Source organism: Pedobacter sp. ASV1-7 (assembly GCF_040203335.1).
Classification (GTDB): domain Bacteria; phylum Bacteroidota; class Bacteroidia; order Sphingobacteriales; family Sphingobacteriaceae; genus Pedobacter.
The window spans coordinates 198,924-223,579 of the sequence record NZ_JBEHBV010000001.1 but is presented as its reverse complement, the minus strand read 5'-3'; the positions used below and the strand labels follow the sequence as shown (position 1 = coordinate 223,579).

Annotated in this window: 15 protein-coding genes and 1 tRNA gene; 4 read left to right on the top strand and 12 right to left on the bottom strand. The window is 37.4% G+C overall.

From position 1 onward, the window contains the following. Window positions 1–3 precede the first annotated feature (3 nt). Window positions 4–1,029, bottom strand: a complete 1,026-nt coding sequence (locus ABDJ41_RS01025; protein ID WP_349783872.1) for an acyltransferase family protein — start codon at window positions 1,027–1,029, stop codon at window positions 4–6. A gap of 166 nt (window positions 1,030–1,195) precedes the next feature. On the opposite strand from ABDJ41_RS01025, the gene ABDJ41_RS01020 reads away from it, so the two are divergent. Further along, window positions 1,196–2,230 carry an MAC/perforin domain-containing protein gene (locus ABDJ41_RS01020; RefSeq protein ID WP_349783871.1) on the top strand — a complete coding sequence of 345 codons (1,035 nt, stop codon included), beginning with the start codon at window positions 1,196–1,198 and terminating at the stop codon, window positions 2,228–2,230. A gap of 59 nt (window positions 2,231–2,289) precedes the next feature. On the opposite strand, the gene ABDJ41_RS01015 is transcribed toward ABDJ41_RS01020, so the two are convergent. After that, a tRNA-Arg gene (locus tag ABDJ41_RS01015) sits at window positions 2,290–2,361 on the bottom strand. Window positions 2,362–2,535: 174 nt separating this feature from the next. Between ABDJ41_RS01015 and ABDJ41_RS01010 the strand changes: the two genes are divergently transcribed. Next, window positions 2,536–3,954, top strand: coding sequence for a DHA2 family efflux MFS transporter permease subunit (locus ABDJ41_RS01010; protein WP_349783870.1), 1,419 nt, complete (start codon window positions 2,536–2,538; stop codon window positions 3,952–3,954). On the opposite strand, the gene metG is transcribed toward ABDJ41_RS01010, so the two are convergent. Further along, window positions 3,947–6,055 (bottom strand): methionine--tRNA ligase, encoded by a 2,109-nt coding sequence (gene metG / locus ABDJ41_RS01005; RefSeq protein ID WP_349783869.1) that lies wholly within the window; start codon window positions 6,053–6,055, stop codon window positions 3,947–3,949. The genes ABDJ41_RS01010 and metG overlap by 8 nt on opposite strands. 97 nt (window positions 6,056–6,152) lie before the next feature. On the opposite strand from metG, the gene ABDJ41_RS01000 reads away from it, so the two are divergent. After that, on the top strand, window positions 6,153–7,052 hold the full coding sequence (locus ABDJ41_RS01000; RefSeq protein ID WP_349783868.1) for a S66 peptidase family protein: 900 nt from the start codon (window positions 6,153–6,155) through the stop codon (window positions 7,050–7,052). A 73-nt stretch (window positions 7,053–7,125) separates the two neighbouring features. Here ABDJ41_RS01000 and ABDJ41_RS00995 read toward each other — a convergent pair whose 3' ends face one another. The 7 genes from ABDJ41_RS00995 to ABDJ41_RS00965 form a co-directional block, all read right to left on the bottom strand. Continuing rightward, complete coding sequence (locus tag ABDJ41_RS00995; RefSeq protein WP_349783867.1) at window positions 7,126–7,677, bottom strand: lipid-binding protein; 552 nt, start codon at window positions 7,675–7,677, stop codon at window positions 7,126–7,128. Window positions 7,678–7,710: 33 nt separating this feature from the next. After that, on the bottom strand, window positions 7,711–9,180 hold the full coding sequence (locus ABDJ41_RS00990; protein ID WP_349783866.1) for a SusD/RagB family nutrient-binding outer membrane lipoprotein: 1,470 nt from the start codon (window positions 9,178–9,180) through the stop codon (window positions 7,711–7,713). A 12-nt stretch (window positions 9,181–9,192) separates the two neighbouring features. After that, window positions 9,193–12,414 (bottom strand): SusC/RagA family TonB-linked outer membrane protein, encoded by a 3,222-nt coding sequence (locus ABDJ41_RS00985; protein ID WP_349783865.1) that lies wholly within the window; start codon window positions 12,412–12,414, stop codon window positions 9,193–9,195. A 343-nt stretch (window positions 12,415–12,757) separates the two neighbouring features. Then, window positions 12,758–13,858 (bottom strand): Calx-beta domain-containing protein, encoded by a 1,101-nt coding sequence (locus ABDJ41_RS00980; protein WP_349783864.1) that lies wholly within the window; start codon window positions 13,856–13,858, stop codon window positions 12,758–12,760. Window positions 13,859–13,865: 7 nt separating this feature from the next. Further along, on the bottom strand, window positions 13,866–15,362 hold the full coding sequence (locus ABDJ41_RS00975; RefSeq protein ID WP_349783863.1) for a SusD/RagB family nutrient-binding outer membrane lipoprotein: 1,497 nt from the start codon (window positions 15,360–15,362) through the stop codon (window positions 13,866–13,868). A 5-nt stretch (window positions 15,363–15,367) separates the two neighbouring features. Then, window positions 15,368–18,526, bottom strand: coding sequence for a SusC/RagA family TonB-linked outer membrane protein (locus tag ABDJ41_RS00970; protein ID WP_349783862.1), 3,159 nt, complete (start codon window positions 18,524–18,526; stop codon window positions 15,368–15,370). 329 nt (window positions 18,527–18,855) lie between these two features. Then, a complete protein-coding gene (locus tag ABDJ41_RS00965; protein WP_349783861.1) occupies window positions 18,856–21,342 on the bottom strand; it encodes a M14 metallopeptidase family protein in 2,487 nt (828 codons plus the stop codon). A gap of 92 nt (window positions 21,343–21,434) precedes the next feature. Between ABDJ41_RS00965 and ABDJ41_RS00960 the strand changes: the two genes are divergently transcribed. Further along, complete coding sequence (locus tag ABDJ41_RS00960) at window positions 21,435–22,736, top strand: UDP-N-acetylmuramoyl-tripeptide--D-alanyl-D-alanine ligase (RefSeq protein WP_349783860.1); 1,302 nt, start codon at window positions 21,435–21,437, stop codon at window positions 22,734–22,736. A gap of 1 nt (window position 22,737) precedes the next feature. Here the strand turns inward: ABDJ41_RS00960 and ABDJ41_RS00955 are convergent, their stop codons facing one another. Beyond that, window positions 22,738–23,211 carry a gliding motility lipoprotein GldH gene (locus tag ABDJ41_RS00955; protein ID WP_349783859.1) on the bottom strand — a complete coding sequence of 158 codons (474 nt, stop codon included), beginning with the start codon at window positions 23,209–23,211 and terminating at the stop codon, window positions 22,738–22,740. Beyond that, window positions 23,198–24,655, bottom strand: a complete 1,458-nt coding sequence (locus ABDJ41_RS00950) for a PSP1 domain-containing protein (RefSeq protein WP_349783858.1) — start codon at window positions 24,653–24,655, stop codon at window positions 23,198–23,200. The genes ABDJ41_RS00955 and ABDJ41_RS00950 overlap by 14 nt, the downstream gene beginning before the upstream one ends. Between the last annotated feature and the right edge of the window lies 1 nt (window position 24,656).

The following is a 24,656-nucleotide window of genomic DNA, read 5'->3' as shown; positions in this document are numbered from 1 at the left end:
AATTTAGTTAGGTTGATAAACAGCTTCGGCAATTACTCCTTTTATTGGCGCCTCTTTCATGGCTACAGGATTTAATATTTGATTCTTAACTAATTTAGCTGCTTTGAGCGAATAAATAATGGGCACATGAACTAGATAAATCGAAAATGACCAGTCGCCTAATCTTTGTAGTATTTTGATATCCAAAACACTTTTAACCTTGGTTTGATTATAGGCGGCAGCAATTAGAATAAATGGAAAGAATGCAGCAATGATGATATCCATAGCTCCAAAATGCATCGCCAAAACTAAACCAGTTACTACAACGATAAAGAACCAATCTCTTTTAAACAAGTCTATGCCAGCACCTTGTTTGTAAAATGTAAAGAGCAACATTCCTACAAAAAAACCTGCCAGACACCGTAAAAAACCAAAATCTGTCATCACGGCTAATGTTGGTTCTCCATGGTTGATTGGGCCTAAAATGTATCGGATAAAAATGTAAAACAAAATGACTCCAAGGCCTGCAAGAATTTGTCCATTATGTCTTAGTCTAAAGAACAATGGTACTAAAAATGGAAAGATAACATACACCCACCACTCGGTGCTTAAAGACCAGGAGGGATTATTTAATGGTGGCTCTGGAAAAAAGGCAAACATACTTTGTACCAATAAGAGACAAGCTGGAAGTGCATTTAAGTTAAGGAGGTCATTTGCCTTACCTGTTAAATGTATAATCACCACAGCACAACCAAACATCCACATAGTCGTAATAAAATGCAAAGGATATATCCTGGCAAAACGCGCAGCCATGTATTTTGTATAGGTTCCCAGGGTGAAACTTCCTTTAAAAGATTTCCCGTATGCATAACAAATGATAAATCCACTTAAAATAAAAAAGAAATCGACCCAAAGCCATGAATTCGAAATAAACTCAGTATAACCAACAGGTAAAAATGGATTCAAAAAATTGCAATGAAAAAGAACAACAAGTAACGCTGCAATGCCCCTTAAAGGAGTTAAAGTAGTTATATATGATTTTGTTTTCAAGAGCTTAATTTGCCTATACATTATTGATAATCAATATTATCAAAAAAAAGTCATTATAGAAAGATAAATATATGTTTTGCCCCTTATCTAGCATAATGGGTAACATAAAGGATTGGTTTTCTAATAGTTTTCCATTAAGTTTGGAATGCACAGACAAAACACATCTATGAACAAAGCAATCCTGGCCTTTATCCTGCTGGCTTCCATAAGCGGATGCAAAAAAACTAGTGAAAACAATTTAAAAGAAGAAATCGGTGAGGTACCTAAAGTTGAAATTTCCGTAGCTAGGTTTGAAGACATTTCTAATGTAGCTGAACCTCAAGGTGATGCTATTTACAATTTATTAGGCTATGGGTATGATATTACAAACAAATATGCCAGTACAAGCTCGGTTAGGGCACAAGTAATTGATCTTCCTTTGTTTATTGCCAATAATGACAAAGAAGCATTTAGCCCAAGTAATGGCACTCAAAACTTTTCAATGTCATTTTACGGAACTAATGCCGAGGACCTTTCGGCCCAACTGTCCGAAAGATATGACGTCTCTAATGGATTAAATGTATTTAAATCAACTTTTGTATCTTCTTTTCCAGGAAGTAATGCCCTGTCAAAAAAATATGGTTATGGTTATTTTTCCTGGATTTTTATACGCAGAAAGTTAAGAATACAAGCGACTAAAGGAAGCAATAGCTTAACTACTATATTTACAGAAGATGTTAAAACTCTAAATGCGGAACAACTTGTAAAGAAGTATGGAACTCATATTTTGCAACGGATTCATATAGGCACTAGGATCAATATCCTTTATCAATCGGAAGTACCAGACAATTCCGAAAGAATATTGGCCATAAAAGAAGGGATGAACTATGCTATTAATAAAGTATTTGGCTTTTTTCAAAGTAATGGAGGCTTAATTAATGTTAAAGCTCTAAATACTAACTCTTCTATTAAATTAAGGTATGATATGATAGGTGGAGACATTAGTAAAGTAAAAGAACTCGATATAGTAGGAGTCAAAAGAATTGATTTTAATGAATGGAACAAAAGTCTTTCTGAATCTGACTACAGGTTCATTGACTTTGATAGTAATGGGCTGATTCCTTTATATGACTTAATTGCTGACAATACGAAAAAGAGAGTGGTAAAAGAATTTATTGTGAAGTATATATTAGAGAACCAAACGAAAACTTCTCTCCATTAATGCACAGATTAACATGAATACAAACAAAAAAAGAGAGCGTATTTGTTCTCTTTTTTATGTAGTCCCGAGCAGAATCGAACTGCTATCTAAAGTTTAGGAAACTTCTATTCTATCCGTTGAACTACGGGACCAAGGCGATCTTAACCTTTTTAAGATAGCAGCCGCAAATATAGGAATAAAATACTTGAGCCATAATCATTTTTTTATAATGGCTCATACAAAACAGATAGTATATAAAATAGCCTAACATTCTTTCTTTTTCTGTGTTTATTTAATAAACAACACACAAATTAATACGTTTGTGAATGCCCCATACCATTAACACTTACGAGAAAAATCTGCCTTGGATAGCCGCATTGGCAATTTTCATGCAATCTCTGGATGGGACTATTTTAAATACAGCATTACCTTCTATAGCGAATAATTTAAATCGTTCGCCAACTCAAATGCAATCTATTGTAGTTTGTTATACCCTAACACTTGCTCTGTTGGTTCCTTTAAGTGGATGGATATCAGATAAATACGGATCGAAAAAGATATTCATTTGGGCCATTGGCTTGTTTGCGCTGGGCTCCTTAGCCTGTGCAATTTCACAAACTTTACCACAGCTTATTGCTGCTCGAATGCTACAAGCTGTAGGTGGCTCGATGATGGTACCAGTGGCCAGATTAGCCATATTATACACTTATTCAAAAGATAAGTTATTAGGAATAATCAATTTTATTACCATTCCTGGTATGGTAGGCCCGATCATTGGACCAACTTTAGGCGGCTGGTTGGTAGATATTGCCTCATGGCATTGGATTTTCATTATCAATATTCCCATTGGCATTCTGGGAATCATTTGGGCACGTAAAACAATGCCAGACTATAAACACCTTACCAAAGGCTTCGACTTTATTGGCATGATTCTTTTTGGAGGTTCATTGGTCGTGCTCACCATTGGAATAGAACTAGGCTCAGAAAGTGTAATAGGGGGCTGGACACTAGCAGGAGTCTTTTTATTAGGATTTTTAATGATGAACGGCTACTACCGGCACTACAAAAGATCAAGTAATCCCATCATCGATCTGGAGCTGATCAAAATCAGAACTCTCAGGATCGGTGTTTTTGGAAACCTGTTTACTCGTTTGGGGATCGGAGGAATGCCTTTGCTTTTACCCTTGCTTTTTCAGGTCGGGCTCGGACATTCGGCCATGGCATCTGGAATGATGTTGATTCCAGTAGCTTTATCATCAGTACTGGTAAAGCCATGGGTAGTGCCAATAGTAAAGAAGCTGGGGTATAAAAAAACATTGATTACAAATACCTTAATTATTGCATTGGTAATTGGCCTGTTTGCACTCATTTCAAAAGACACTCCCTTACCAAACCTTATTCCGTTATTAGTAATTTTTGGGGCGGTGAACTCTATTCAGATGGCCTCTATGAATACATTGTCGTTGTCTGATCTGAACACAGAAACTGCCAGTGGAGGAAATAGTTTACTAATGGTGATGCAGCAGCTATCCATGAGTTTGGGTATCTCTGTTGCCGCCTTTTTATTATCTAAATATCAAAGTGAAATAACAGATATGTCAGCTTCCATAGTGACGGCCTTTAAGTATACTTTCCTAACTATGTCTGGATTAACAGCCATCGCCAGCCTGTTATTTTTACGATTACAGGCTGACGATGGCAATGCATTAGCGAATAAAGATACCGGTCCAGGTGAAATTACCTGATTACACTGCCATTATTATGTTTGTCTATTGGAGCGACAAAAGCAAGTTTGCCATCTGCATCTTCTGACATTAAGATCATACCCTGTGATACAATCCCTTTAATCTCACGAGGAGCAAGGTTAACGACTAAGCTAACCTGCTGACCGATCACTTCTTCAGGCTTATAGTATTCAGCAATACCAGAAACCACAGTACGCTGATCTATTCCTGTGTCGAGTGTCAACTTTAACAACTTCTTAGTTTTTTCAACCTTCTCTGCTGCAACAATAGTCGCCACACGAATATCAACAGCTGTAAATTGCTCAAATTGGATATTTTCTTTTGCAGGAGCAGCAACAGCCGAAGCGGCAGTATTATCTACTTTACTCTGATTCAATTTATCTATTTGTGCCTGTACCTCTTCATCCTCGATTTTTTCGAACAATAAAACAGGCTCATTCAACTGGTGACCTCTGTGTAAAAGGTTCATTTTACCAGCCGCTTCCCAAGTATGCCCGCCATAATTCAACATCTTCATCAGTTTATCTGCTGTGAAAGGTAAAAATGGTTCGATTAATATTTCAAGGTTGGCTGCAATCTGTAAACTGATATTCAGAATAGTACGCACTCTATCTTCATCTGTCTTAATTACTTTCCATGGCTCTGTATCTGCCAGGTATTTATTACCTAAACGTGCAACATTCATCACTTCAGTTAAAGCTTCTCTGAAACGATAGTTTTCAATAGAAGCACTAACTTTTGCTGGTGCAGCAGCTAATTCATCAATTACCAACTGATCTTCAGGAGTAATATGCATGCACATCGGTACTTTCCCATCAAAATACTTGTGAGTTAATACCACAACGCGGTTAATGAAATTACCTAATACCGCTACCAACTCATTATTATTTCTAGCTTGAAAATCTTTCCAGGTGAAGTCATTATCTTTAGTCTCTGGTGCTGTAGCCGTTAAAACATAACGTAATACATCCTGCTTATCTTTAAACTCAACAAGGTATTCATTTAACCACACTGCCCAGTTTTTGGAAGTAGAGATTTTTTGTCCTTCAAGGTTTAAGAATTCGTTTGCAGGAACATTATCAGCAAGGATATAATCTCCATGAGCCATTAACATCGCAGGGAAAATTATACAGTGGAAAACGATATTATCCTTTCCGATAAAATGTACCAGTTTAGTCTCTTCATCTTTCCAATAGTCTTCCCAATTACCTTCAATTGCCTCTTTTTGATTGATATAGTACTCCTCAGCTTTTGGATTCCAAATACCAAGTTTAGCATATTCGAATAACTCTTTAGTAGAAGATATATAACCTATTGGTGCATCAAACCATACATAAAGCACTTTGCCTTCAGCATCCTTAACCGGTACTTTTACTCCCCAGTCAAGATCCCTGGTCATCGCACGAGGCTGCAAACCTGCATTTAACCACGATTGACATTGGCCAAAAACATTTGGTTTCCACTCCTTATGGCTATCAATATATTTTCTTAACTGATCTTCATACTTATCAAGAGGTAAAAACCAGTTTTTTGTTTCTTTTCTTACTGGAGGTTCACCAGATAATGTAGACTTCGGATTGATTAAATCTGTAGCATTTAATGTACTGCCACAGTTCTCGCATTGATCTCCATAAGCATTCTCATTACCACATTTAGGGCAAGTTCCAGTGATATAGCGATCAGCTAAAAATGTTTGCGCTTTTTCATCGAAATACTGCTCTGTTATCTCCTCAGTAAAAACTCCTTTTTTATATAATGTTTCGAAAAAATCAGAAGCCGTTTGATGGTGCATTAAAGAAGATGTCCTGTGATAAATATCAAAAGAAACGCCAAATTCTTTAAAAGAATCGCCAATTATTTTGTGATATTTATCCACTACAACCTGTGGACTTACACCTTCCTTCTTAGCTTTCAGTGTAATAGGAACACCGTTTTCGTCAGAGCCACAAATAAATTTAACATCCCTTTTATTAGAGCGCAAGTATCTTACATAAGTATCTGCCGGCAAGTAAACGCCTGCCAAATGTCCTATATGTACTGGTCCGTTAGTATAGGGCAATGCCGCTGTAACGGTATATCTTTTTATCTTACTGTTATCCAAAACTATTTCTATTATTTTGGCAAAGATAAGTGTTTTACACAGGAATGGAATTAGCCTATAGTTATTTTGATTATTTTAGCTAAAATTAGATTTGCCAATGATTACCCAACCCCCATATTTAAAAAAAGGAGATAAAATTGCGATAGTTTGCCCAGCTAAGAAATTGCCGAGCAGTATTGATAAGGCGATAGACGTTCTTAAAACATGGGGACTGGAAGTTATCATAGGAGAAACTGTAAATGCTTCACACCATCAGTTTGCCGGTGACGATGCATTAAGGGCTGCGGACTTACAGAGATTTCTAGACGATCCAGAAATTAAGGCCATCATTGCTGGAAGAGGGGGATATGGTACCATCAGGATAATTGACGAGCTGGATTTTACCGGATTTAAAGCCAATCCGAAATGGATTGTTGGTTTTAGTGACATTACAGTATTGCTTTCACATATACTAGCCACATTAAATATACAAAGCATCCACGGACAAATGCCTTATACTTTTGATGATGCAACACCTGAATCATTAGCTTCACTACGTGGAGCCCTCTTTGGAGATCCACTTAATTATGAATACACACCTACATTACCTGGCAGAACAGGTAAGGCTAAAGGGGTTTTAATTGGTGGAAATTTAACGTTGATAGTGATGATGCAGGGCTCAGTTTCGGAAATAGATTATACTGATAAGATTTTGTTTATTGAAGATGTTGGAGAGCATGAATACGCCATAGACCGCATGATGCGAATGCTAAAGCGTGCAGGGAAACTTGCCAAATTGAAAGGCTTGATTGTTGGCGCTTTTAATGAACAATCTCCCGAGACTATTCCTTTTGGAGTCAGCACTGAGCAAGTGATATGGGATTTAGTAAAGGAATATGATTTTCCGGTATGTTTTAACTTTCCAGTGGGGCATATAGACGACAATATGAGTATGGCAGTTGGTAAGACTGCAAGATTAATCGTTGACAATAAAAAAGTAGAACTAACCCAATATTAAAGGTGAGACCTTCTTATAAACAAAAAAGGAGCTGCTTTTAAGCAACTCCTTTTAAAATTATCCATTTACCTCACTAAGGCCTTTCTGACGGGGGGAGGTCTTCCAGATAGCCGGTTCGATGATAGCCGCTAACCTTATAGGTAACCCCATTTACAATTAAATCAAATGTTATTAAATCTGCAGGACTATCTGATCCTGGACCAACAGTTCCATTGCTGGTTACTTTCCCATTAGCGATGCTGAATGTAGGGACATTAGTTGCATTGCTATTTATGTTTGTAATGTTTGATCCTGAAAAAGTCTGATTTGCTACATCCACATTCACTTTTCCCTTAACTCCGATCGGCAGTCCTGGCATTGAAGCCGATCCTCCCGGATTAGGTATATGAATATTATTTGAAGTTAAACCATTAGCCTGAAGCCACATTTGTGTGGACGAATCGTCCGAGGTATTAAACGTATACATGGTTATATAATAACCTGAGTTGTCATTTACTTTCACATGCCAATCGCCAGCCATAACCTGTACAGCTGTTCCCCCTGGTGGTACATCCTTTTTACAGGAGGATGCAATTGCAATCAATATAAAAACAACAATTGTATTTCTAAAAATATTCCTTTTCATCTTTAATGTTCTAAAATTCATGAATCTATTGAACTATTTTCCCCACCAAACCTTGGTTGTGGTTGGCACTTCTGCAGGTGTATTAGAGTTTCTGCTTTTTTCATCATCAGGAAATACAAATCTTCTAGGAAAATTCCCTGCACCCGTTACTCCATTTACTGAATAAACTAATCTACCTGCATAAAGAGTAGCATAGGTAGCGTCTGTAGAGTATACTGGACTTATTAAAGGATATCCAGTTCTATTCTGCTCAAAGAACGCTTCCAAAGCATGAGAACCAAACAGAGAAGCCCATTTCTGTACAATAATAGCTTCAATTTTTCCGTCTAAAGAAGCCCCGGATGGATACACATATGGACCCACGGTTATCAATGTCCCAGGTTCTAATCCAACTTGCTCAAAAGCAGCAGCAACCCCATTATCATACCTTGTTTTTGCACCTGCACCTCCGAAATAACGCTCTAGTGCTTCTGCCTGCATAAAATAAGATTCAGCTTTGCTAATTAACCAGGCAGGATCAGTAGCCTTTACTATGGGATTCGAAGCTCCATTCGTAACCGTATTATAATCTCCCTGGTGTGCTGCAACAACATCTTCACCGTAATAAGCAGTTTTTCTAGGGTCATTGTTTTTATTTAACCAGCTAATTAATGTTATGCTGGCTTTCAAGTTATCAGGTGTATTTAAACGCCTGAAATTATATTCAAAGAATGGATTACTTTTATTTGGAACGTCAACAAACACATCTGCTCCTGCGTTTAAATCCAGGAACTTCGCATTTGCCGAATACAAGGCTCTAATTCCAGCCTCAGCTTCGGTAGGCTTAGCATTCACCATCCGAAGGTACATTTTAAGCTTTAGGGTATTAGCTAACTTTTCCCAACTATCCATATCGCCGCCAAATATAAGATCTGTTTTGGCTTGCGATGCCGTTAAAGACCCCGATTTATAATCCTTGGCCAATGCTGCATCAATTTCGGCAATCAGAGATATATAAATCGTATATCCGTCATCAAACTTTGGCTGTATTATAACATCGGGCTGTAAAGCCTCTGAATATGGCACCTTATCAAAAAGGTCTACTAAAACCTGGAAGGTATAGGCTTTCATTACTGTAGCCATTAAATTATAGTGCCATTCCTGTGATTTAACAGCAAGTTCCAACGTTAACCTATAATCGTTTAATGCACCACTATACAATTCAGCATATGGTCTATTTATTAAAGTTGAAGTATTGCTTAAATCGTACGAGTCCACTGTACGGAACTGACTTGAGCCACTATTTTGAGTCCAAAATTGAGCCCACATCCCTCCTATAATAGATAAATCACCATTAACACGACCTATAGTTGACATCACTCCTGACGGAAACAAGGTTTCCATAGTTGCTTCTTCAATTCCAGGATTATTTGGACTACGATTGATGTCAAGTTTATTACAACTTGCAGCCACGAATAAAGCCGAGAGAATTAATATTTTCTTATAATCAAATATCTTTTTCATAATTGCAGACCGTTAAAATGTTACATTTAATGCAAGACCAAAGTTTCTTGTCGATGGCCCCGTTCTAAACTCCCCAAGTTCACTTGACAAATCATTTCCAAAGTTCGAAACCTCAGGATCAATGATTCTATTTTCTTTTGGCAACCAGGTAAGCAAATTTCTACCATAAGCACTGATTGAGGCTCTATCTGCCCCAATTTTGCGACTCACAGAAGCAGGAAGACTATAGCTCAGTGTGATTTCTCTAACCTTTAAAAAGGTTTTATCTAATATCCGATCCTTGTATGCTCTTGCCTTGCCTTGATTAGTGTAGAAGTAAGCGTAAAAATTATTTTCGCTAATTGCTGTAGTATTCTCGGCATAACCCGTAACATCTCCAGATGCATCTATAATCTCTATGACTGAATTTGGAACGATGAATGTTCTTCTATCATTATACAATGTATTCGGTGAATTCCCCACAAAATTCAACAAGTCGGCAGTACCAGAATAAAATACACCTCCTTTTTTGTAATCAAGTGCTATTCCTAGAGTAAAGTCCTTATATCTGAAACTGTTGTTTAAGCCCATGACAAAATCTCTTTGAGTACTACCATAAGAAGCATTATTCGGATCGACAAGTGGCATACCTGTAGAACTTACTATGACTCTACCATCGGGAGTAAGTTTTTCGACAGGAGCTTCTATCAATCCCAAAGGCTGACCAACTTTTGCAACAAGTTGAGCATCATAAGCTGTGTTGATTACTATTTTATCCAAACCATCAGGAAGTTCCAGTACCTGATTTCTGTTTCTGGTGAATGTATATAAGATATCCCAGGTAATATCCTCAGTTTTAACAGGTGTTCCATTTAGAGCAATCTCAATCCCTCTATTTCTTACCTTACCAAAGTTAACCACTCTAAAAGTAACACCTGTAGACGGTGCAGTTACAATAGGTAAAATCTGATCTTTCGTAACACGACTGTAGTAGGATACATCAATCCCTAAACGATTCTCAAAGAGTCTCAATTCACCACCAAACTCAGCTTCCGTGCTGATCTCTGGTTTTAAGAAAGTATTATTCAATGTATTTGATACCGAATATGCTGGCACACCATTTATAGGAAATGTAATGTTCCCAAAACCAAGAGCAACATCCGTTTTTGTCAATGTATTATAGACTCTATATGGATCGGTATCACTACCTGTTTTACCATAAGCAGCCCTTAATTTTAGTAAGCTTATTTTAGAATTTGAAAGATCTAAAGCCTGCGATAGTAAAATTGAAAGGTTTGCTCCCGGATAAAAATAACTTCTATTATCTGGTGGCAATGTAGAACTCCAATCGTTCCGGGCATTTAAAGTCAGATAAGCAAAGCTTTTATAGCCTAATGTTGCTGATCCATATAGACCAAATAACCTTCTTTCGCTACTAGTTTGAGTGGAGACCGGACTATTTGCTGAATTTTCAATCTGATAGAACCCTGGAATTGCCAAGTCTTCGACACCTGTATATAATACACGGGCTCCGCGATCATTAAAGTTTAAACCAATCAATCCATCAATATCAAAATCTGAACTAATCTTCTTATTAAACAACGCATTCACTTTAGAATCATACTCGAAGTACTTTTCAGAGCCTTCAATTACATTACCAACGCTTGCCTGTCTAACAACCTCCTCATCATTACCCCCACCAGCCCAGCTACCTGGCGTAGGGGCATTTTTGGCATTCCATATTTTATCAGTAATGTTATTTACATCAACCCCCTGCTGCAATTGAAAACTAAGCCAATCGGTTGCTTTTATTTTTAAATCAACATTCCCGTAAAAACGATCCCCCTTAAATGTAGAGCCATTTTCATATATAGAGTAATATGGATTTTGAGAAAATGGGCTAAAGAAACCATCTACATTATAGAATTTATTGTTGTAATCTTCAAATGCTTTAATTGGGAAATCTACAGGTATTTGTAGTATATCTTCATAAAAAGAAGATCCAATACCTGAGTTAGCCTGCCCCGTTTGCACGGCTCTTGTATTCTTACCTATATAATTTGCTGATGCAGATAAAGAAATAGCCTTATTAAATTTTGTTGAGCCATTAACACTAACTGAGTTTCTCTTATAGGTATCATTTGCTCCGGGCAAAATACCATTGCTATAGACGTTTCCATAAGAGAAGTGGAAAGTAGATGTTTCATTACCTCCACTCAATGAGATGTTATTGTTAAATTCCTGACCAGTATCAAAGGCATCTCTGAAATTATTTTTTATGGCAGAGAAGGGTTTCTCTTGCCTTACACCATCAATCTCAGAACCCCATGGCCTTATTTTGCCATCAAATTTAGCACCCCAACTACCATTTTCTGCGATATAAGCAAACTTGCTGAATCCTTGTCCGTATTGATCCTGAAGATCAGGAACAATAGAAACCTGCGTAAATGAGGCCGCAGTCGAGAAATCTACTTTAACTTTCCCTGCTTTACCCTTTTTAGTGGTAATCAAAATAACACCAGCAGAAGCTCTTGAGCCGTAGAGAGAGCTTGCCGCAGCACCTTTTAATATACTGATACTTTCAATATCATTGGGGTTGATATCATTCGCCGCATTACCAAAGTCGTAATTCTCTTTTAAGTCCCCAATACTGTTTAATGGTGATACCTCTCCTGGTCGGGAGTTATTAATGGGCACTCCATCTACAACGTACAGGGGTTGATTATTCCCGGCAATTGAGGAGAATCCTCTTAGGATAACCTTGCTAGAGCCACCAGGCTGACCTGCTGTTGTCGAGATGTCAACTCCTGCGACTTTACCCTGCAACCCCGAAACGATATTCGTTGGAGAAGCCCGATTAATTTCCTCCGATCCAACTTGAGTGGCAGAATATCCAAGTGTCTTTTTCTCTCTTGAAATACCTAAAGCCGTAACAACAACCTCGCCCAACTGCTTGGCATCAGTCGCAAGTGCCACATTAATAATATTAGAGGCTCCTAAAGCTACTATCTGCTGCAGGTAACCAATGGAAGAAAATTCGAGTGAAGCGGTTTGCCCTGATGGGATTTTAAGAGCATATTTACCATTTGCATCTGTTGAAGTCCCATTCTGGGTACCTGCAACCTTTACGGAAACACCAGGGATTGGCAAGCCGTCATCTTTCCCTGTAACCGAACCTGAGATTGTTCTATCCTGTGCCATTGCCGCTCCTGCAAGAAACATCAAGATGAACAAACTTTGTAAAAGTTTTTTCATTGGAATAGAAATTAGGTTAGTTAATAAAAAACCAACTTTAACGGGATGTCGTTTAGATAGGAATCAATGAGCGAGCAGCATTTCGCAAAAGCGGCTGACAAATAAACATTTGTTATATTAAAATGTTTTGTGACGGGGGATATTATTGATCTTTCCAGAAGAAAAAACTATTTTTAAGTTTAGAATTGAGCCCATTTATCATCAAAAATAAACTCATTTAAACTTTCCATAAGACACACTACACAACCTCTCAGAAAGGAGAAGCTGTTATAATTATAAAATAAATAAGGGTGCCATTTCTGGCACCCTTATTTATTAAAAACATTCGTAATTTATTTAGAAGTTACTTCAAATTAATAAGTAATTCATTTGCTGTGCCTAAACTAGTCTCAGCATTTCCGGAAACAGCCCCTAAAGTTATCTTTAAGGTTTTATTAATTCCATATCCTACTGGAATATCAAGATTTATATTAGTAGACGTAGAACCTGGACTGAAAGTTAGTGTTCCTGCTGTACGCAAAATATAATCCGTCCCGACATTTCCACCTGATATCGTAAAAGGTACAGTAACTGTAGTTGCACTTCGACCAGAAAGTTTAACTTCAAAATTTTTGTTTTCTGCTACAGTTACATCAACCGCTGTAGTATTTACAAAATCGACCTTTTTTAAATCATCTGAGACAGTAATTGTATAAGTAGCTTTATCTGCATCTATTGATGCTTCAGAGCCTGCCGGAGCAGAAGCCCCAGTAAGTTTAACTTCATAGATATTATCTACATTTACAGTAGAGTTATCATTTACTTTTATTTCAATAAAAGCGGTCTTTTCACCTGCTGCAATTATTAAAGGATTTGCAGATAGAACAGTTAAACTGTTAGCAGCATTTCCTGCCTTTGGAGTAACTGTATAAGACAATGTTGTTTGTGCTTTTAAAGGCGATGCAATTGTAATTGGCACTTTAATAATTTGCTCACTAACCGTTTCATTAATTGCAAGAGTTGCGTTTGTGAAACTAATTAAATTTTTCGTAATTAAAAGGCTCCTTACCTCATTGCTATTAACTCCCTTAGCCCCAATAGTGAGTTTTGTACTTCCTTTAGTTGCTTCAGTTATTTTAAAAGTCGCATTCCCAGAGGAATTAGCAGGAACGGCTATAGTAACATTAGCTGTAAGTGCATCTCTTGGAATAGTAACTGTGCCCGAAGTTGAGAAAGTCCCAGTTACATTATAGTTAACAGTTACGGGTTCTTGCACGGCTGTTTTTAAACGAACCTGAACAACAGCATTAGTTCCCTCCACGACTTTCAACTGAGCTTTATCAGAAATTTCCACATAAGGCGGCAACGAATTACTAAAATCATAATTATCACCTGGCCCTTTTTTTTCACATGCTTGCAACAAAAATGCAGCTGTTATAGAGAGTAAAACTATTATCTTTTTCATATACATATTATAAATCAAACCACATTTTTTCGTTATACTTGATTGTCGTTTTAGGGGCATTTGGATTTCTAGATATCTCATTTACGATAGGATATTCATAACGTCTAAATATTGGCCCCGCAGGAGCTCCAATAGGCAACGTCAACAATGGCACTTCACTTCCATCTGCTCCAGATCTTCTCCATTGAGTAAAAGCATCTAAACCTCTATCCATTTTGTCAACCCACTGTTGAGCGTGGATAGCTCTTACTGCTTCAGCCTGTGAGCTAAAATTACCCGTAGGATATTGATTTGAGAAGTTCTCTGCTAAAGTCGCCTCTACTCCAAAGAATAAGCAAGATGTTTTGATTGCTTTTTTGTACAACTCACTTGCTTTTGCAAGATTTACGCCAACTCCTAATCCTCTTGCATAAACTTCAGCCTCATTAAACAGTTGCTCTTGGTAAGTATACATAACTTCCGGTGCTGCCGGCGAGTGTAAGCTTTTAGCTATTCTAGGATTTACTGCATCAATTCCATCAGCTCCAGGTAAAACGCCTACATACCTCGTTGCCCCCGCAGGTTTATCAAAAAACTTAGGTAATCTAGGATCCGAAATTGCAAGTACAGGAGTAGGATCCATTATATCCGTTACAGGTTTAGTCGCAAAGAAAAAGTTATTTCCCCCGTTATACTGTAAACCAATTGCATATTTCGGGTTTCTCTTATTCGCAATATCCTGATATGGAATTAAAGCATTATCACTTGCGATATTTACCACACTAGTAGATCCGTCATTTATAATTGTTCCGATTGCCGTCGCTTTAGTAGGATCTTTATCCACCATTGTAAGTAAAGTCCGTAACTTGAGTGATTTTGCCAATTTTTTCCATTTAGCAATATCACCTTTATAAAACAAATCATACCCATCACCATTGGCTCCGATTTTCAAAGGGCTAGCTTCATCAAATTGTGCAAGGGCTTCATCAAGAATTGTTATTGTTCCTTCAAGAACAGTTTTTTGATCATCAAACTTTGGATAAATAATATTTTCATTCCAAGCCTCGGTAAAAGGAACATCTCCAAAAGTTGTTGTAATATCATAAACAACCATTGCTAATAAAACCTTACATTGCGCGGCCGCATTATTATTAGCCGGGCTTGATGTCTCAGATAACTTAATTGCCTGTTTTAAATTAGCCCCTGCTCTCACGTAAAGTGAAACCCACGTATTATTTAAAAAATTTGCTGAAAAAGTATATGTATCTGGACTTGGATCTCCTCCAGACCAGCCTGTAGGATTATTCCCTCCGCCGCCTAAAGATTGACTAGCAAGGCCTACTGGAATATATAAATCTCCGCTAGACCTTAAATTGGTATAAGCTACTGTTGCATATGAGAACAATAGTTTAGGGTCAACAGTTGGCGCAGTATTCGGACTTGTGTTGATGTCCAAATATTTTTTGCAAGATGATAGTGTTAACAACATTGTTAATACACTAAAAGTATATATAATTTTTTTCATAGTTATTAGATTCTAAATCTTAGATTAAAACCGAAAGTCCTTGTCGATGGAACTGAGTTAAACTCAACACCCTCGGCAACACTTTCTGTTCCGAAAAAGTTTGCTTCTGGATCTATATGGGGAACATTATCATGAATGATCCATAAGTTTCTGCCTTCTAATCCAATCTCAGCAGACTTTATAAACTTCGCATTTCTTTGCAGGAATTTTGAAGGTAATTGATAAGACAACCTAACCTCCCTAAGTTTAACATATGAAGCATCAAAAATATTCGCCTCCGTATTTGTAGTACTATACTGAGCCCAATATTCTTGCATACTTGTTACAGGAACAGTATTAGGAACAAATCCACCGCCAGCAGCTACCACACCTTTATCGATAAATATATTGCCCCTGTTCAAAAGCGTCTCTTCAGAAAGACCATTCGTTCTTAACGTAGATACAGAGTTAGAGAATATTACTCCCCCTTTTCTGATATCAACCAAAAAACTCAAGGATGCGCCTTTGTAAGAAAAACTATTATTAATACCACCCAACCAATCAGGGCTCATGTTTCCTAATCTCTTATCACTAACAGTTTTTCTTAATCCGTTAGCAGCGTCAATAATGGTATTCCCTGAAGGATCTCGGTTCCAGGCAACACCATATATACCGAATGATTTACCAGATTCAGCCTTAATAGACAATCCACTCCAGCCACTAGCTAATGAATACGATGCCAATTCTGTTGGCAACTCAACGGTTTGAACATTTCTAGAAAAGTTTACATCCATATTCCAAGTAAAATCAGCAGACCTTACAGGAACCAAACCTAATGTTACCTCTACACCACGATTTTTTACAGACCCGGCATTCCTTAAAGCAGTTGAATAACCCGTAGACTGAGGAAGTGGCAAGCTCACTATCTGATCGGAAGTGTTTGTATTATAATAAGTTACATCCAAATTAATGCGGCTATCCATAAATCTCAACTCAGTTCCAATCTCGAATGAAGCTTGATTTTGAGGTTTTAGATTTAAATTTGGTATGGCTGAAGGGCTGCTAAAAGCCAAAACCCCATTAAATGGAAAAGTAGAACCATAGCCATATTGAGCAAATGCCGCACTAATGGGTGTATAAGTAAATACTCCTTGATAAGGCTCAGTATCACTACCAACATTAGCGTAACTCGCTCTTAATTTACCATAATTAAACCAAGTAGTTTTAGGTAAAACCTCACTGAATACAAAACTAGAACTCACTGAGGGATAAAAATAGGATTGATTTTGGACTGGTAAAGTCGAAGACCAGTCATTCCTTCCAGTCACGTTTAAGAATAAATAGTCTTTATATGAAAGGCCAATATCTCCATAAACCCCTTGAATTCTACGCTTATTTGAAGTATTTGTTGTAACCACACTTCCTGCATTTGAGAAGTTATACAATCCATCAGCAGTCAATTGTTGTGCATCAGATAAATCTCTTCTATAAAAAGATTCAAAAACGTTATAACCTGCAATTACTTTTAAACTTAAGTCTTCTACAATTTTTTTCTCTGCTGTGACAATCAAGTCATTATTAATAATTCTATTATAAATATTTGCAGTATAAAAGTCCCCCGTAAGCGACCCAATTGTACCTTGTCTTGTAACTCCTCTTCTATACTCATTATAAAAATCAGTACCCAGGTTATTTGAAATTGTTAACCATTCGATTGGTTTATAAGAAACTATTGCATTTCCAAAAAAACGATCAACAACATTAGAGAAATTATTATTATTCACAACCCAGAACGGATTGTTTCCAGTTCTAGTTGGTGTTAATGCAATCTGTTGCTTAGTAACTGGATCGACATAATTGTTTCTCAATAGATTTACATCAATAGTTCTAGGCAACCCATAAACAATAGACTGCAGAACACTTGGATTATTCGAACTTTGTACTGGACGTCCATCTGCAGCAGTACGAGTGTAGTTTGCACTGGTCCTAATCTCTAACCCTTCAAAAATAGTTCTTCCTGCATTTAAGCTTAATGTATTCTTTCTTAGTTTTTCATTCGGAATAATCCCATCCTGTGTAGTATTTGTAAATCCAAAACGATAATCTCCAGATTCTCCTCCACCCTCAAACGACAGCGAATTCACATAAGTTTTTCCTGTTTCATAGAAATCCTTTACATTGTTCGGATAAGCTTGTAAAGTGATTTTCCTGCCAAGATAGTCAGTAAAAGTTCTGTCTTGAACCTCACTGATTTTTGGTCCCCAACCATTAAGACTTGCACTGTTTGCATTTGGATCTGAGCTATAAACTCCCTGCACACCCTGAGCATATTCATTTTGAAATTTAGGAAGCTTCAAAACATTATCAAACCGAGTTGAGGAATTAAACGACACTGATGCCTGGCCCTTCTTCCCCTTTTTTGTGGTAATAACAATCGCTCCGTTTTTTGCTCTTGCACCATATAGAGCCGTTGCAGCCGCACCTTTCAGCACAGTTATTGTTTCAATGTCATCTGAATTTAAATCTCCAGCTCTATTACCATAATCTGAACCTGCACTTCCTTGGGGTACACTGCTAGTCGAAATAGTATTAATTTGCTGAGAACTATTATCAACGGGCAATCCATCAATTACGAATATTGGTTGATTTGAAGTCCCAGTTGAGTTAAATGATGACGCACCTCTAATGATAATTTTAGATGATCCACCTACTGTTCCAGATTGAGATGTAACTCTCACTCCGGCGGCTTTACCAGCCAAAGAGTTGATAACGTTAGTTTCCCTCGCTTTAGTCAGTTCATCACCTTTAATTGTTGTAACAGAATATCCCAGCGATTTAGCAGTTCTTGTTATACCCATCGCAGTTACAACAACCTCTCCCAATTGTTTTGCGTCAGTAACTAGAGATACATTTACAACATTTGAAGATCCAATGGGCACTATTTGCGTAAGATAGCCTATAGAAGATATCTCAATTGAGGTCCGCCCAGCACCAACTACAAGCAGATATTTACCATTTGCATCTGTCGATGTCCCATTCTGAGTACCTACAACCTTAACGGAAACTCCAGGAAGTGGTAAGCCATCATCTTTTCCTGTAACCGTACCAGTAATCGTCCGATCTTGAGCCACCGCAGCTCCTGCGATGAACATCAAAATGAACAAACTTTGTAAAAGTTTTTTCATAAAAAATTAAAATTTAGGTTAGTTAATAATACCCAAATATATAACTATATGGTATGCACGCATAGCATCAGCATAACTGACATACAACTTATGACATTAAAATGACACAAATAATCAATAACAAGAGCACAAATAAAGGGCTTAATTGGAATATGACAATTGTTTTGATGTAAAAAACAGAATATTATTTTGACATCTCAAACCAACACGCTCTGTAACAAAATATTTAACAAACTTTAACGTTACAGATGTTCTTTTTTAATTAAGAGAACTTGAACACCGACAAATATCTAGTAAAACCCTAGATTTACCTAGTTAACCTTATAAAATCAATTAACCAGGAAAATAGAATTTGCAAACAATAACTTTCCATTATCCCAAAAAGACCGGAAAAGAGCATTTGCACCAAAATAGACTATCGTTCCTTTTCCTAATGGTTGCACACCAAAAAGCATCCCATTATTTAATTTTTTAATGACTCCTGCTCCAGCTATGCCTGCAACGTAGCTATCACCTTTTAAAACCCCGGTATTCCATCCAGATTTCAAAAATTCGTATAGTCTATCATCGGTTTTCAATGTATAATAATGACTACCAAGACCAGCAGAGATCGGGTGACTCAAGTCAATGTCAACCTTAAAAATAGCCCCAGGAATAACATTAGACAAATTAGCTCGCTTCCTACTTACATATTTAGGGACTTCCTCTAAGGAAATATCATCTTTTAAAAATTCTTTCTTCTGGATTTCAAAAGGTTTTCTGCCAACCGCACTTAATATTGCGTCTTCCAGTAAAATCAATTTTCCACCAATCTTTATCCAATCTTGCAATTTTCCGCCCAAATCTTCGCCATAATTTCCGTCAGGCAAAATCAAAGTATTCACTTTATTAATATCCAAAGCCCCTATATCATCAAGGCTAATTACCGTAATTGAGCATCTCAGCTCCTGCTCCAAAAAATGCCAAACCTCACCCATGCTTTGTGCCGACACTTCGGGATCGGCTACAACAGCAATTTTTGGGACATTCAATATGGGATAAACAGATGAACCAAAATCTTTACCTTGATCAACATATCCGCCCATTACTGGAAAAAATAAAGATTTATATGTTTTTTCAATCTCAGCGATTTTTGCAGGAAGCTCTTTAACCACTCGCTCATTTTCAGTCCTATATATGAGTAATGACCCTATGGGAAAAGATTTACCTCCTACTGCAAAGCTTTCTTCTGCAAGTCTTACCTTAATCCCCGCTGTTTGTAATGCAATAAGTGCCTTGGCATCGTCTACTGATTCCCAGGGCAAAAGCCAAGCATAAGGCTTCTGACCCGAAACAACCAAACTTTTAGGTATATCAAGAACATCATACTTCCCTTTAATAGATGTTTGACTTGCATAAGCATTTAAACCAAAAGCGTAGGGAAGCGCCCAGGCAGTAATATCATAAGTATTTGAATCCTTAACTGTCGTTTGTGGCTCAAAAAGCACATTAGCTAAAACAGCAGAAGGTTGTTCGAGATTTACAATAAGATCATTGCGTTCTATCCTAAAACTCCCTGTTTTTCTTGTTTCATAGTTATAACCACTTCCCGACCCTGTTCCTCCATATGCAAACTCCACTCCATTACGCCTTAACAGGTCAGAAAGACGTCTTATTTTACCTAAGTTCTGACCTTTAATTACATAGCTTTTAAAAACACCAGGTGGTTTAACCATGGCCGTTTCAAAATAGTTTTCAAATTCATTCACCAGCTTATCAGCATACTTGGATACCGTTTCTAATGTTGCCATTCCTGCTGTAAAATGATGATCTATTCGATCCTTCAATGTCAAAGTATCACCATCCAAGGTAAGAACCGCCAATCCGGCTCCTATCCCCCCTTGTTCATAAGTCATGCCGATGGCACCATTATATAAAGGATATGTGTCACCATAAGACGGATATAATAAATCAAACTGCTCTTTAGTAAAATACTTCCAGCCTTTCTGATCAAAGTATTTAGCATTATTTTTTCCAACAATAATCTGGAACTCTCTTTGCCAGAGAGTTATATCCTGATGAATCGGCTCTGCCGCAGGTGCAAAATAATAAGGTTCGTTATAGTTTTGTTCATGAAAATCGACATGTACCTCGGGCATCCATTCTTTATACAAGAGCAATCTTTGTTGGGTTTCAATTTGCGATTGCCAGGCCCAATCTCTGTTAAGATCAAAATAATAATGATTAGATCTGCCACCTGGCCAAGGCTCAATATGCTCTCTTGCCATTGGATTTGGATTAGGTTTTACTCCAACAACACTATTAAAGTAATTGACATACCGTTCCCGACCATCCGGATTTAAACATGGGTCAATAATAACTACGGTGTTTGATAACCAATTCTGAACATTAGATGTTTTTGCTTCCACAAGCGCATAAATGGTTCTCAAAGCAGCTTCAGTCGAGCTAGCTTCATTACCATGCACATTATAACTTAACCATGCAATAGCGGGCTGTTTAAACCCCTTACCTGAAATCTTCTCCGCTCGGCTTAGGCTTTTATTATTCCTTCTGATCAGCTCCAGCTTCTCCATATTGTTCTTAGCAGAAACAATACCGACGAGCAACTCTCTCCCTTCATAACTCTTGCCATAACTGACAACTTTAATATTCTTTCCCGACTTACCCAGATAATTAAAATAGTCCAAAACCTTATCATAAGGTGTAAACTTAGAGCCCAGTGAATAGCCTAAAAACTCATCTGGCGACTTTACCTGCCCCTTTACAGAGCTCCAACCTAGCAATAAAAACACAAAGAAAATCCGAAAGTCTTTCATAGCAAGGAAAAAATTATACCTAAAGTACTAAAGAATATTTTTTGTTTCTCTTACATCTGGTTATTTTTACAGCTTCACACATTAATATGCATATGTCTAGCATCGAAACCCTTTATCAACACTACCTTAGCCACCCAACAGTTTGCACTGATACCAGGAGTATTGTTCACGGTTGTTTATTCTTTGCATTAAAAGGAGAAAAATTTAACGCGAACACTTTCGCTGCCCAAGCTCTTGAACAGGGGGCTGCATATGCAATTATAGACGATAAAACCTATCAAAAAAACGAAAAGTGTATTCTTGTATCAGATGTGTTGACAACATTGCAGGATTTAGCTAGATACCACCGTGATCAACTGAACATTCCTGTCATAGGATTAACAGGTAGCAATGGTAAAACCACAACAAAAGAACTTATCAATGCTGTCCTTTCCCAGAAATACTCAACCTTTGCTACAAAAGGTAATTTAAATAATCACATTGGTGTCCCGCTATCTATCCTTTCTATTACTCAGCAAACAGAATTAGCCGTTATAGAAATGGGTGCAAACCATCAAAAGGAAATCGAATTTCTTTGTAGTATTGCACAACCTACTCATGGCCTAATCACTAACATCGGCATGGCTCACCTAGATGGGTTTGGCGGATTCGAAGGGGTGAAAAAAGGGAAAGCTGAACTGTTTGACTACCTTAAAAAACACCAGGGCATCACATTTGTCAACAGGAATAGTGCCTATTTAATGGAGATGACTGAAAAAACTGGATTAAAGAAAGTGATTTATTATGGCACGGAGGCAAGCAATACCATTTCAGGCAAGCTGATTAAATCAGATCCTTTTATAGAACTTTCATGGAATAATGGATCCGATTCATTCAAAACAGAAGTGCATTTAACAGGCACCTACAACTTTGAAAATATATTAGCTGCGATTTGCATTGGACACTTTTTTGAAGTTTCTCCTATTGATATTAATGCTGGTTTATCTCATTATTTGCCTAATAATAACCGCTCTCAAATTACTAAAACCGACACCAACACCGTTATCTGCGATTTTTATAATGCCAATCCAAGCAGTATGGCAGCTGCACTTAATAATATCGAATCATTAAGTAGTAATCATAAAACCGTTATTATCGGGGATATGTTTGAACTAGGTAAAGAATCATTTGCACAACATAAACTCATCATCCAACAAGCAGAAATGCTACATATTGACACCCTTATTTTTATAGGCAAACATTTTCAGGAATCTAAACAAGAACATAAGGGACATTTCTTTACAACTCCCGCAGAGGCCCAGGAATTTATTAGTAAACACCCTATAAATAATAGTTTGGTTCTATTAAAAGGATCAAGAGGAATGGCGCTTGAACAGCTTTTACCTTTATTATAAACTAGTTTATTACTGCTACCTTTATTCCTACGTCACTAATCTCAGTCAAAGGATTATCACGCATATTTTGTTCTAACTCTAGCTCATATTTGCCCGGGGAGGGGAATTTAAAGTTAGTGAGCAATGGAAAAGTATAAGAATATAAGTTCCCTGAACCTGAGCCGTTCCATTGCCCATCTGCCTGTGCTAATTTAAATTCATATCGCCTGTTACGCTTCTTTTGTGCTGTTTTCAAATTCAACAGTACAAAAATATTGGAATAACGATAGTCTGAAGTGTGTCTCAGCTTAAAGTAAATATTATATGCTTTATTGCTATCTGTGATATCAACCATAACTTTAACCTTATCAGCATAGCTCCAGTTTCGAGAAGGCATGGTATGATTTATATCTGCAATATTACTCGTATCACAACCGCCAAAGAATAACAATGCACTTATGGCAGCAAACAAAACAAAAACTTTACGACTCTTCATTCTTAGGCTTATCCGATTGCTTCTTTCTACGATTATTCCTATTCCTGTTATTTCGGTTTCCAGCGGGTTTTTCTGCTCCAGATTGCTCTGTTCCCTGAGCTGCTTTAGGTTTTGGCTGACCTTGAGATTTTGATTGTCCTTGTCCACCAGTATTTTCTTTTTTCGCTAGATCATGCTTGTTTTTACCTTGCTGAGGCGATTTAGGGCCTCTATTAGGCCGGTCTGTCCTGTCGGTTTGTTCAAGCCTTTCAGGGCGGTCTGTCCTATCAGCTCTTTCTGCATTCTTTTTATTCCGATTCTGATTGTTATTTCGATTCTGATTTCTATTCCCCTTATTACGAGGTTTATCATCCAAACGTGTTAAACTATCCTGTCCAACTACATTTTCATAATCAGGAATTTTATCAATCACCGCAGCAGGAGTTAACTCAACAGCTTCTTCTTTGAGATTAATTGGCTTTTGTCCTTTTTTATTCATGGCCATGATCTCTTTTACACGGTCAACTTTTAAAGGAATCCAGTCTTCCGCATTTGGATAACTAAACCACATTAATTTTTTAAATATATCTGTTTTTTGATGTCTCGCAATTCCTATTTCAGTCTGTAAACTTTCTATACGATCAGGAATATCTTTCAATGCATCCAAATAAGTATCCAATTCGTAGTTTAAACAGCACTTTAATTTGCCACATTGTCCCGCTAGCTTAAGGGTATTTAAAGATAAGTTTTGGTATCTCGCTGCTGCAGTAGAAACAGTTTTAAAGTTCGTTAGCCAAGTAGAGCAACAAAGCTCCCTTCCACATGAACCTATCCCTCCTAATCTACCAGCTTCTTGTCTCATACCGATCTGCCTCATTTCAATCCTGATACGGAAAGTTTCAGCCATTTTTTTGATCAATTCCCTAAAATCTACCCGACCTTCAGCAGTATAAAAGAATGTTGCTTTAGTCTTATCCCCCTGGTAATCAACATCACTTATTTTCATGGATAAGCGTAAATCCAGAGCCAGTGTACGGGCTTTATGCATGGTTTCCCATTCCATGGATTTTGCAACTTTCCATTTCTCTACATCTGCCTCTGTCGCTTTTCTATAAACTTTTCTTGTTACCTGATCAACGGTTGTCTTACGACGTTTCATTTGTATTCTTACCAACTCTCCGGTAAGTGAAACATGACCAATATCATATCCGCCCGTTGGCCCTTCAACAGCTACAAGTTCGCCAATTTCAAGATAAATGTTATCATTGTTTACAAAGAACTCTTTCCTTGCACCTTTAAATTTAACTTCTATTACCTGAAAAGGTTTATAATTTGAGGGCATGTCTAAATTCGACAGCCAATCGTAAACTTCCATTTTTCCGCATCCGCCAGTAGCACAAGAGCCATTACTTTTGCAGCCTGCGGGGGCACAACCGCCACCTGTAGAACAACTTCCACATCCCATA